This window comes from Flavobacterium magnum, assembly GCF_003055625.1.
Classification (GTDB): Bacteria; Bacteroidota; Bacteroidia; order Flavobacteriales; family Flavobacteriaceae; genus Flavobacterium; species Flavobacterium magnum.
Genome location: NZ_CP028811.1, coordinates 30,570 through 43,336, shown reverse-complemented (window position 1 = coordinate 43,336; position 12,767 = coordinate 30,570). Strand labels below are relative to the sequence as shown.

Annotated in this window: 1 protein-coding gene (only partly in view); it reads left to right on the top strand. The window is 50.7% G+C overall.

Features of this window, described 5'->3' with window-relative positions; translation table 11 throughout:
- Positions 1–12,767, top strand: the final stretch of a protein-coding gene (locus HYN48_RS00145) for an Ig-like domain-containing protein (protein WP_108369209.1). The gene continues 34,744 nt to the left of window position 1, outside the view; the window shows 12,767 of its 47,511 coding nt (coding positions 34,745–47,511); the start codon falls outside the window, past its left edge; the stop codon is at positions 12,765–12,767.

Below are 12,767 nucleotides of genomic sequence, written 5' to 3'. Positions count from 1 at the left end.
GCGACGGACCTTCATCAGGATCCATCGCGGTGGCCAGCCAGCCGGCTAACGGTGTTGCCGTTGTATTGAACCAGGGTACGCTCAACAATCCTACTGATGATACCATTACGTATGTTCCGAATGCAAACTTCAACGGAACCGATAGTTTCACTTATACGATTACCGATGCGGACGGCCAGACGTCGACTGCGACCGTAACTGTAACCGTAACTGCGGATAACCCTGCGACTGATGCGCCGGATGCCAATGACGATACCTATGCCACCGCTGAGGACACGCCGATTACCATGAACGTGCTTCTCAACGACACTTTCGGTGGTGACGGACCATCTGTAGGCGCCATCACGGTGACTCAGGCAACCAATGGTACAGTGACCGTTAACACGAACGGAACACCGAACAACCCTAGCGATGACACCATTACCTACACGCCTAATGCAAACTTTAATGGGGCTGACACTTTCACGTATACCATCTGTGATGCTGACGGACAGTGCGCGACCGCTACGGTAAATATTGCCGTTATGCCGGATAACCCACTGAACGACGGGCCAACTGCAGTGAATGACAGTGTGACTATTACAGAAGGCAACAGCGTCAACATCGCGGTGCTTGCTAATGATAGTTTTGGTGGTGACGGACCATCGAACGGTGCAATCTTTGTAGGGGCAACACCATCGAATGGTATCGCCACGGTAAACCTGAATGGTACGCCGAACAACCCTACAGATGACTTTATCACATACATCCCTAACCCGGGTTACAACGGACCTGACAGTTTCACGTATATCATAGAGGATGCTGATGGGCAGCAATCGACCGCGACCGTAACGATTACGGTAACGCCTAATGATCCGAATGCTGATGTTCCATCTGCTAATAACGATGTCGTGACTACTGCGGAAGATACTGCTGTGACAGTGAATGTCCTTGCGAACGATTTCTTCGGTTTCGACGGACCGTCAACAGGCGCGATTGTTATCCAGTCGCAGCCTGTACATGGTACAGTTACGGTGAACACCAACGGTACACCGAACAATCCTACCGATGATACCATTACGTACACACCGGATGCCAACTACAACGGTAACGATTCGTTTAATTACACTATTGCCGATTCAAACGGAGATACCGCGACGGCGTCGGTAAGCATCACGATTACCCCTGATGCGCCAACGACTGACATGCCATCGGCAGTGAATGATACGGCTACCACTGATGAAGAGCTGGCTGTTACAGTTAACGTACTTACAAATGACAGTTTCGGTGGTGACGGCCCATCTGCGACGGCAATCGTCGTGGCAAGCCAGCCATCAAACGGTACTGCTGTAGTGAATAACAATGGTACGCCGAACAACCCTGCAGACGATACGATTATCTACACGCCTGCGGCCAACTTCAGCGGAACCGATAGCTTCACGTATACCATCGCCGATGCTGACGGGCAGACGTCTACGGCTACGGTGACTGTGACCGTGAATGCCAACGATCCTAACGCCGACTTCCCTGTAGCTGCAAATGATTTTGCTACGACTACAGAAGATATCGCCGTGACGATCAGTGTACTGAATAATGATACTTTCGGTGGCGACGGTCCATCTGTAGGCGCTATCGTAATCACGACTCCGGCTGCAAACGGCCAGGCGGTGGTGAATACTAATGGCACGCCAAACAATCCTGCGGATGATACCATTACGTATACGCCAAGCGCGAATTTCCACGGAAATGATGTGTTTACCTATACCATTGCCGATGCAGATGGTCAGACATCTACGGCTACGGTATTCGTCAATGTCACTGCCGATGCCGACACTGCTGACGCTCCGCTTGCAGCGAACGATGCCGCTACGGTAATCGAAGACCAGTCGGTGAATATCCCCGTATTGGTTAATGACAATTTCGGTGGCGACGGACCGTTTGCCGGACCAATTTTTGTAATGACACAGCCAGCTAACGGTGTTGCGGTAGTCAACAACAACGGAACGCCAAACAATCCGCTTGACGACACCATTACTTACACCCCGAATGCGAACTTCAACGGAACTGACAGTTTCACGTACATGATCCTTGATGCCGATGGACAAACTTCCACAGCTACGGTAACCATTACGGTGACACCTGATGCACCGACCGCTGACGCGCCACTGGCAGTCAACGATACGGCAACGACGATTGAGGATACGCCGGTGGTTGTGCTTGCAGTGCTTAACGACAGCTTTGGAGGCGACGGGCCTTCGGCAAGTGCAATTGTAATCGCTTCAAACGCATCTAACGGTGTGGCTGTAGTAAATAACAATGGTACGCCTAACGACCCGACGGATGATACGATCACGTATACACCGGCTGCCAACTTCTTCGGAACAGACAGCTTCACATATACTATTTTTGACGCTGACGGACAGGCTTCGACGGCTTCGGTAACCATTACCGTAACACCTGATGCGCCTACGGCTGACGTGCCGGTGGCTGTAAATGATACGGCAAGTGTGATCGAAGACCAGTCGGTTGTCATCAATGTGGTCGCTAACGATAACTTCGGTGGTGACGGGCCGGGTGTGGTGCAGATTGTTGTAGCCAGCCAGCCAGCTAACGGAACCGCTGTGGTGAATACCAACGGTACGCCGTCTGACCCAACCGATGATACCATCACGTATACGCCAAATGCGAATTACAATGGAAGTGATTCATTCACTTATACCATCGCCGACTCGAACGGAGATACGTCTACTGCTACTGTGAATATCACGGTTACGCCGGATGCAGGTGGTAACGATACGCCTTTAGCAGTAAATGACACCGCAGTGGCCAATGAAGATAGCGCCGTGACGATTAACGTGCTTGTAAACGATACTTTCGGTCCTGACGGTCCTTGTGTCTGCGCAATTACTGTAACGCCAGCTGCGAACGGTGCTGTCGTGGTGAATAATAATGGTACGCCGGTTGACCCAACTGACGACACCATCACGTACACCCCGAATCCGAACTTTAACGGTACCGACCAGTTTAATTACACCATCCGCGACCTTAACGGTGATGTGTCCACGGCTACCGTGACAATCACGGTTACTCCGGACAACCCGTTCAATGATGCGCCATTGGCTGCTAACGATACGGCTACTACCAATGAAGATGTTGCAGTGACAGTTAATGTACTTAATAACGATACTTTCGGAGGCGACGGTGCCGGAGTGGGTCCTGTAACAGTGACACAGGGTGCTAATGGTACCGTGACGGTGAATACGAACGGAACGCCGTTTAACCCTGCCGATGATACAGTGACCTATACACCTAATGCGAACTTCAACGGTACGGATACGTTTACCTACACGATTGCTGACAGCGACGGTCAGACTTCAACCGCTACCGTAACGGTGACCGTGAATGCGGACAGTCCGACATTTGACACACCGACGGCCGTTGCAGATATTGCAGCAGTAGCTGAGGATACTTCAATTGACATCCCTGTGACGCTGAATGACAACTTCGGTGGTGACGGACCTTCATTGTCGCCAATCGTTCTGGCATCAAACGCTGCAAACGGAAACGCTGTAGTGAATGATAACGGTACGCCGAACGATCCTACTGACGATACGATCACATATACCCCAAATCCGAACTTCAGCGGCATCGACAGCTTCTGTTATACTATTGCCGATGCTGACGGACAGACATCAACCGCTTGCGTAACTGTTACGGTAACTCCGGACAATCCGCTTACAGATCAGCCGGCAGCAACAGATGATTCGGCATCAACCCAGGAAGATACGCCGGTAACGGTGACTGTCCTTAACAATGATACATTCGGCGGCGACGGACCATCGATCGGATCGATTTCGGTAACGCAACCTGCCAATGGTTCAGCTGTAGTCAATACGAACGGAACGCCGACCAACCCGGCAGACGACACCGTGACCTATACACCGAATGCCAACTTCAACGGCACTGATACCTTTACGTATACGATTGCCGATGCGGATGGACAGACATCGACAGCCGTAGTGACCATCACGGTGACTGCTGATAACCCAAGTGTTGATGGACCAACAGCCGTAAACGATGTGGTTACGGTTCAGGAAGGTACGCCAACGGTTATCAATGTCCTGATCAACGATAACTTCGGTGGTGACGGACCAGGCGTTGGCCCAATTGCCATCACTACCCCTGCCAGCAACGGTACGGCTGTAGTGAATAATAATGGCACGCCAAACGATCCAACTGACGACACTGTTCTGTACACTCCAAATCCGAACTTCAACGGCGTAGATACTTTCTGCTACGTAATTGCGGATGCTGACGGACAAACATCGACAGCTTGCGTGAACATTACGGTGACACAGGATGATCCGAATGCGGACTTCCCTGTAGGTCAGCCTGATACCGCCACGACTACGGAAGATGTAGCCGTAGTCATCCCAATCCTGACCAACGATACTTTCGGTGGCGACGGACCGGGAGTAGGACCGGTTGTGATTTCCACTCCGGCAACCAATGGTACAGCTGTGGTCCTGAACAATGGAACACCAAACAATCCGACAGACGACACGGTATTATATACACCGAACCCGAACTTCCACGGAACTGACAGTTTCTGCTATATGATCAGCGATGCTGACGGACAGACCGCCACCGCTTGTGTAACCGTTACCGTAAATCCGGATGCGGATACAGCAGACTTCCCGGTTGCTGTAAGCGATATTGCTACAACTGCTGAGGACACGGCAGTCGTTGTGAATGTCCTTATCAATGACAGTTTTGGAGGAGACGGACCATCAACAGGCGCCATCGCTATCGCCACACCGGCTGCGAATGGTACGGCAACCGTAAACAATAACGGAACGCCAAACAACCCGGCTGATGATACGATCACGTATACACCGAATGCGAACTTCAATGGTTCGGATTCATTTACGTACACCATTGCGGATGCTGACGGACAGACGTCAACGGCAACAGTGACGATCACGATCACTGCTGACAATCCGTTAAATGATGCGCCATTGGCGGTAGACGACGCGGTGACTACTAATGAGGATACTGCAGTGACCGTCAATGTACTGAACAATGACAGCTTCGGTGGCGACGGACCTACATCAGGTACCATCCTGGTAGCTTCGCAGCCAGCCAATGGAGTGGCAGTAGTATTGAACTCAGGAACAATCAACAATCCTGCGGATGACACCATCCTGTACATCCCGAATACGAACTTCCACGGAACCGATACATTTACATACACTATTACTGACGCTGACGGACAAACCTCGACAGCCACTGTAACTGTAACTGTGACGGCTGATAACCCTGCAAATGACCAGCCGGTGGCTAACAATGAGACCGTTTCTACACCTGAAGACACTCCGATTACAGTGAGTGTGCTTGCCAACGACAGTTTCGGTGGCGACGGACCTGGAGTAGGACCGATTGTCATCATTACGCAACCGACCCATGGTACAGCAGTGGTCAACGTAAATGGTACCCCGAATGATCCAACGGATGATACGATTACCTATACGCCAAATGCAAATTACAACGGCTCAGATGCAGTGGTATACACTATTGCCGATGCTGACGGACAAACCGCTACGGCCACATTGTTCATCGCAGTTACGCCTGATAATCCGCTCAACGATGTGCCAACGGCTGTTGATGATGCAGTATCGCTGACTGAAGGCAACAGCGTGAACATCGCGGTGTTGGCTAACGACAACTTCGGTGGTGACGGACCGTCGAACGGCGCAATCTTCGTAGGTACGATCCCTGCAAACGGTATCGCTACGGTAAACCTTAATGGTACGCCAAACAACCCGACGGATGATTTCATCACTTACATCCCGAACCCGGGTTACAACGGCCCTGACAGTTTCACATACATCATCGAAGACGCCGACGGACAGCAGTCTACGGCTACGGTGACTATTACGGTGACACCAAACGATCCGAATATTGACATCCCGTCTGCGAACAACGATGCGGTGACAACTGCTGAGGATACGCCGGTAGTGATCGATGTCCTGGTCAACGATTTCTTCGGCCTTGACGGACCTAACGCGGGCACGATCATCATCCAGTCGCAACCGACACACGGAGATGTAGTGGTGAACGACAATGGAACGCCAAATGACCCGACGGATGATACGGTAACTTACACACCGGATGCAGACTACCACGGCAATGACACGTTCAATTACACAATCACTGATTCGAACGGTTCTACCGCAACAGCTTCGGTGACCATCACCATTACGCCTGACGCTGCCTCTGTTGACATGCCATTGGCCGTCAATGATACTGCAGTGACAGGCGAGGAACAACCGGTGGTTATAAATGTACTTGCCAACGATACGTTCGGAGGCGACGGCCCATCAACAGGCGCTATCGTGATTGCCGCACAGGCATCGAACGGTACGGCTGTGGTGAACAACAATGGTACACCGAACAACCCGGCAGACGATACGGTAACTTATACGCCGAATGCAAACTTCAGCGGAACAGATACCTTCACGTATACGATTGCAGATGCTGACGGACAAACTTCGACAGCTACCGTAACGATCACGGTGAATGCAAACGATCCGACAATTGACCAGCCGACTGCAGTAAACGATGTAACATCGACCCAGGAAGATGTTCCTGTAACGGTAGCGGTACTGGGTAATGATACATTCGGTGGTGACGGGCCATCAGCTTCCCCAATCGTGATCGCGGCCAATGCCATAAACGGTACGGCGGTTGTTAACGATGGCGGAACCCCTTCAAACCCTGCTGATGATACCATTACGTATACGCCGAACACCAATTTCTGTGGAAACGACGTGTTTACATATACTATCGCTGATGCGGACGGACAAACTTCAACAGCCTTCGTGACCGTGAACGTCATCTGCGACCAGACCGATACGCCAACCGCGATCAATGATACCGCGATCACTGTTGAGGATTCACCGGTGCTGATCAACGTATTGGTTAATGACAGCTTCGGCGGTGACGGACCATTTGCCGGACCGATTGTCATCACTACGCCACCTGCCAACGGTGTCGCGACAGTTAACAACAACGGTACACCAAACGACCCGACGGATGATACGGTGACTTACACTCCGAATGCGAACTATAATGGAACAGACTCATTCTGCTACATCATCAGGGATGCTGACGGACAATCGGCTACAGCCTGCGTTGCATTGACCATCACGCCGGATGCCGTTACAGTGGATGCCCCTGTAGCAGTAAATGATTCGACGACGACACTGGAAGATACAGCAGTGAATATTTCCGTACTTCTGAATGACAATTTCGGAGGCGACGGGCCATCTGCTTCAGCCATCGTATTGAACACACCGGCTTCACACGGAACGGCTGTGGTCAATGACAATGGAACGCCAAACAACCCTGTGGACGATTTCTTCACTTACACACCGAATGCAAACTTCTTCGGAAGTGACAGCTTCACCTACACTATTGCCGATGCCGACGGACAAACTGCTACGGCGACAGTGACCATTACAGTGACTGCTGACAATTCTGACCTGCCGGATGCAGTGGACGATGCGGTGACAACGCCACAGGATACCGCAGTGACCATAAGCGTACTGGCAAACGACACGTTTGGCGGCGACGGAAAAGGAAATATCCAGATCATTACGAGCCCGATTGTGGTTCAGGGCGCCCCACTAGCGGCACCATCAAACGGTAGCATCGTGGTTAATACAAATAACACGCCGAATGATCCTGCAGACGATACGATTACGTATACGCCGAATGCCGGATTCGTTGGTACGGATTGCTTCGAATACCTAATCACCGATGCTAACGGCGATACAGACAGGGCTACCGTATGCATCACAACCAACGGAGTCAACCAGTTCCCGACAGCTGTAAATGACACTGCAACAACTAACGAAGACACTGCGGTAACAATCAATGTGGTTGCTAACGACAACTTCAATGGTGACGGCCCATCCGTGTCAGGACAGGTAGTTATTGCTGCGACTCCTGCAAACGGTACCGTGACAGTAAATGACAATGGTACGGCCACACAAGCTGATGATACCATCGTATATACGCCAACTGCAAACTTCTGTGGTACTGACAGCTTTACTTACACTATTGCGGATGCTAATGGCGATACGTCTACAGCTACTGTGACAGTTAACGTGACTTGTGTGAATGATCTGCCACTTGCTGCTGACGATCTGGCAACGACTAATGAAGAAACGGCAGTGATTATTACTGTACTTGCCAACGATACTTTCGGCGGTGACGGACCAAACGTCGGTACAATCATTGTAGCGACACAGCCATCAAACGGTGTGGCGACATTGAATACCAATGGTACACCTACCGATCCGACGGATGATACCATTACGTACCTGCCTGCTGTTGACTTCTTCGGAACAGACAGCTTCCAGTATACGATTGTGGATGCTAATGGCGATACGTCTACAGCAACCGTTACAATCAATGTCATTAATGTTGCGGATGATATGCCAACTGCAGTCAACGATGCTGCGAATACCATAGAGGACACTCCTGTTACAATCGCGGTACTTGTTAACGATACATTTGGTGCTGATGGTCCTTCCGCTACTGCCATTATCGCTACGCAGCCGACAAATGGTGCAGTGGTTGTAAATGACAACGGAACGCCAAACGACCCGACCGACGATAGCATTACGTACACACCAAACGCGAACTACTGTGGTAATGACAGCTTCACATACACTATCGCAGATGCTGACGGACAGGTTTCGACGGCTACGGTGACTGTTGCTGTGAGCTGTGACGGAACAGACGTTCCGAATACGGTTGATGATGCCGCAACAACGACTGAGGATGTTGCAGTCAATATTGACGTACTGACTAATGACACCTTCGGTGGAGACGGTCCGAATACAGGTTCGATTATGGTTATGATGCAGCCTTCTTTCGGTACGGCTACCGTAAACATGAACGGCACGCCAACGGATCCGACAGATGATTTCATCGTATACACACCGAATGCAAATTACTGTAACGAAAACGGTACTCCTGACAGCTTCACTTACCTGATTGCTGACGCAAACGGAGATACTGATACGGCAACGGTAACCGTAACGGTGACTTGTGATAACTCTGAATTGCCAAGCGCCGCAGATGACGCTGCAACAACGAATGAGGATACTCCGGTAGTCATCGCAGTATTGACGAACGACAGCTTCGGAAACGACGGCGCCGGTACAACCCCGATTGCGGTGTTGACAGCACCTGCAAATGGTTCTGCGACGGTAAACAATGGCGGTACGCCGACTGATCCGACAGATGACACGATCACTTATACGCCAAACGCCAACTACTGTGGTGTGGATACCTTCACCTACTTTATTGTCGATGCAAGTGGCGATACGGCTACCGCTACGGTAACCATCGATGTGATTTGTGATCCGGTACCAACAGCAGTCGACGACACCGCTACGACAAATGAGGGTACTCCGGTACAAATCCTGTGGCTTGGCAATGACAGCTTCGGTGCTGACGGCCCGATCCAGAGCATCATTGTAATTGCTTCACAACCTGCAAATGGTACGGTAAATGTGAGCGATAACGGAACGCCTACGCAGGCTGACGATATGGTGACTTATGTGCCGAATGCAGGATTCTGTGGAACCGACAGCTTCACATATACCATCTCCGATGTAGATGGAGATATGTCTACCGCTACGGTAACCATCACAGTAGCATGTGACCAGGCTCCGGATGCGGTAAATGATGCTGCGGTGACTGATGAGGATACTGCAATTGACATTGACGTATTGGGCAACGATAGCTTCGGAGGCGACGGACCAAATGTCGGAACCATTGTAATAGCCACGCAACCTGCAAATGGTACGGCGACATTGAATACCAATGGTACGCCAACGGATCCGACCGATGACAGCATCATCTATACGCCTAATGCAAACTACTGTAACACAGGCGGTGCAGCTGACAGTTTCACTTACCTGATTACTGACGCTGATGGAGATACCGATGTCGCGACAGTAAATGTCACGGTGAACTGTATTGATGAGTTCCCAACAGCTGTTGCAGATGCTGTGACAACTAACGAGGACAACGCCATCATTATTGACGTACTGGATAACGACGACTTCGGAAACGACGGAGCAGGTACTGTAGCGGTAATCATCAATACACAACCGGCAAATGGTACCGCAACGCTGAATGATGGAGCGACACCGACAGATCCGACAGATGATACCGTAACATACACGCCAAACGCAGATTACTGTGGTACTGACAGCTTCACATATACCATCACGGATGCTGATGGCGATATTGCCACCGCCACAGTGACGATCACGATAACCTGCGATGGAAACGATGTGCCGCTTGCTGTAAATGATGCTGCGACCACAGCTGAGGATACGGCAGTGACAATCAACATTGTTGCCAATGACAGCTTCGGTGGCGACGGTCCGTCGGTAACTGCGGCTATCACGACTACAAACCCATCGAACGGTACGGTGACAGTGAATGACAACGGCACACCAACACAGGCCGATGATACGATTACGTATACACCGAATGCGGATTACTGTGGTACTGACAGCTTCACTTACACCATTGCAGATGTTGACGGTAACACGTCTACTGCGACAGTCAATGTGACAATCAGCTGTAACCCGAACGACGTGCCACTGGCCGTTAACGATACTGCTGTAACGGATCAGAATACACCGGTAACGGTCACTGTTTTGGTTAACGATACATTCGGTGGTGACGGACCTTCAACTACTTTCGGTCCGATAACAATCGCTGCAGGCCCTGCAAACGGAACCGTAACGGTGAATGATGGTGGCACTGCCACACAGGCTGATGATACCGTAACGTATACACCGAACGGCGACTTCAGTGGTACCGACAGTTTCCAGTATACCATTACAGATGCTGACGGACAAACCGCTACGGCAACAGTGACCATCACAATCAACACTACTCTGGCACCATCAATCAAGTTGGTGAAAACAGCAGTGACCAACGATGCGAATAATGACGCACAGATCGGTGCAGGTGATACCATTACCTACACATTCGAAGTGACCAATACCGGAAACGTAGTACTCAACAACGTGACCATCAGTGATCCGATACTTTCGGCAACACCGATAGCGGTGCCTTCGCCGGTTGCTCCCGGACAAATGGTACCTGTTACCTTCGTCTACACGATCACACAAGCTGATGTCAATGCAGGACAGGTGGTCAATACAGCTGTGGTGTCAGGAACAACGCCTGGAGGAACAACCGTAACCGATACGTCAGATAATGACGGCATCGATACCAACGGTGACGATACACCAACGGTGACGCCAATCCCGATGAATCCTGAATTGACCTTTATCAAAGCAGGAGCTTATGAGGATACTAATGGTAATGGTCTTGTGGATCTTGGAGACAGGGTACAATACACCTTTACGATTACCAACACCGGTAACGTAACGGTAGCCAACATCCTGGTGAACGATGCCCTGACCGGTACCGTACTTGCGCCATTGAGCCCATCGACGCTGAATCCTGGGGAGTCAGGTCAGATGATTGTATTCTACAACATCAACCAGGCGAACCTTAATGCAGGTCTCGTGGTGAACTCGGCTTCCGTGACCGGGTCTGATCCGAATGGAGGAACGATTTCCGATGTATCCGATAACACGAACCCAGCTGATACCGGCAACGACGATCCAACAATCGTTTATCTCGGAGCGCCTAAGCTGACGCTGATTAAAACAGCGAGCGTGGGCGGAACTGGAGCTGTCGGTGATACCATCACGTATACCTTTACGGTAACCAACACCGGAACAGGAGCAGTGAGTAACATTGTAATCAATGATACAAGGATCGGGGTAACGAATCTGGCTGTCGCACCGGCAACGCTTGCGCCGGGTCAGGTTGGTACCGTAACTGCAACCTACATCATTACAGCCGCTGATATGGCCGACGGACAGGTGGTGAACACTGCCGTAGCTACCGGAACCGCTCCTGACGGAGGTGTCGTGAATGACGATTCCGATAATGACGGAGTGGGTGAAAGCGATCCGACTGTTGTAATCCTGCAGGAGTCAAGCGACATCCAGATCATAAAAACCGGTTCGTTCATCGATGCGAACGACGATGGTTTCGCGCAGGTTGGTGAAGAGATTGTTTACACCTTCACGGTGACGAACACCGGCTTGACAACGCTGTATAACGTGACCGTAAGCGATCCGCTGCCGGGTGTTATCCTTGATAATGCGGGTCTGATCGGTACAATCCCTCCTGGCGAGTTCAGGACGTTACTGGGTCACTACTTCCTCACCGCTGACGATATTACGCGAGGCAGTGTGTCAAACCAGGCTTCTGTAAGGGGTTACAGCCCGGGCGGGGAGGAGATTGCAGAGGATGTATCGAGCGACTCTAACGATGTTGATCAACAGCCGACCATCATTGAATTTGACGGATGTACGATTAAAGTTTATAACTTAGTATCGCCAAACGGAGATGGATTCTATGATGAGCTTTACATCCAGGGCATTGTCTGCTTCCCGGATAACACCGTCGAGATTTACAACCGTTGGGGTGTGCTGGTTTATGAAACCAAAGGCTATGACAACACGACCAAGGCATTCAGGGGTGTCTCTGAAGGCAGGGTAACGATAGACAAATCCGCCGGATTACCTGAAGGTACCTATTACTGGATCATCAAGTATAAGGATGGTGTGAATACGAAGGAGAAAGCTGGATTCTTACATTTAACCCGATAA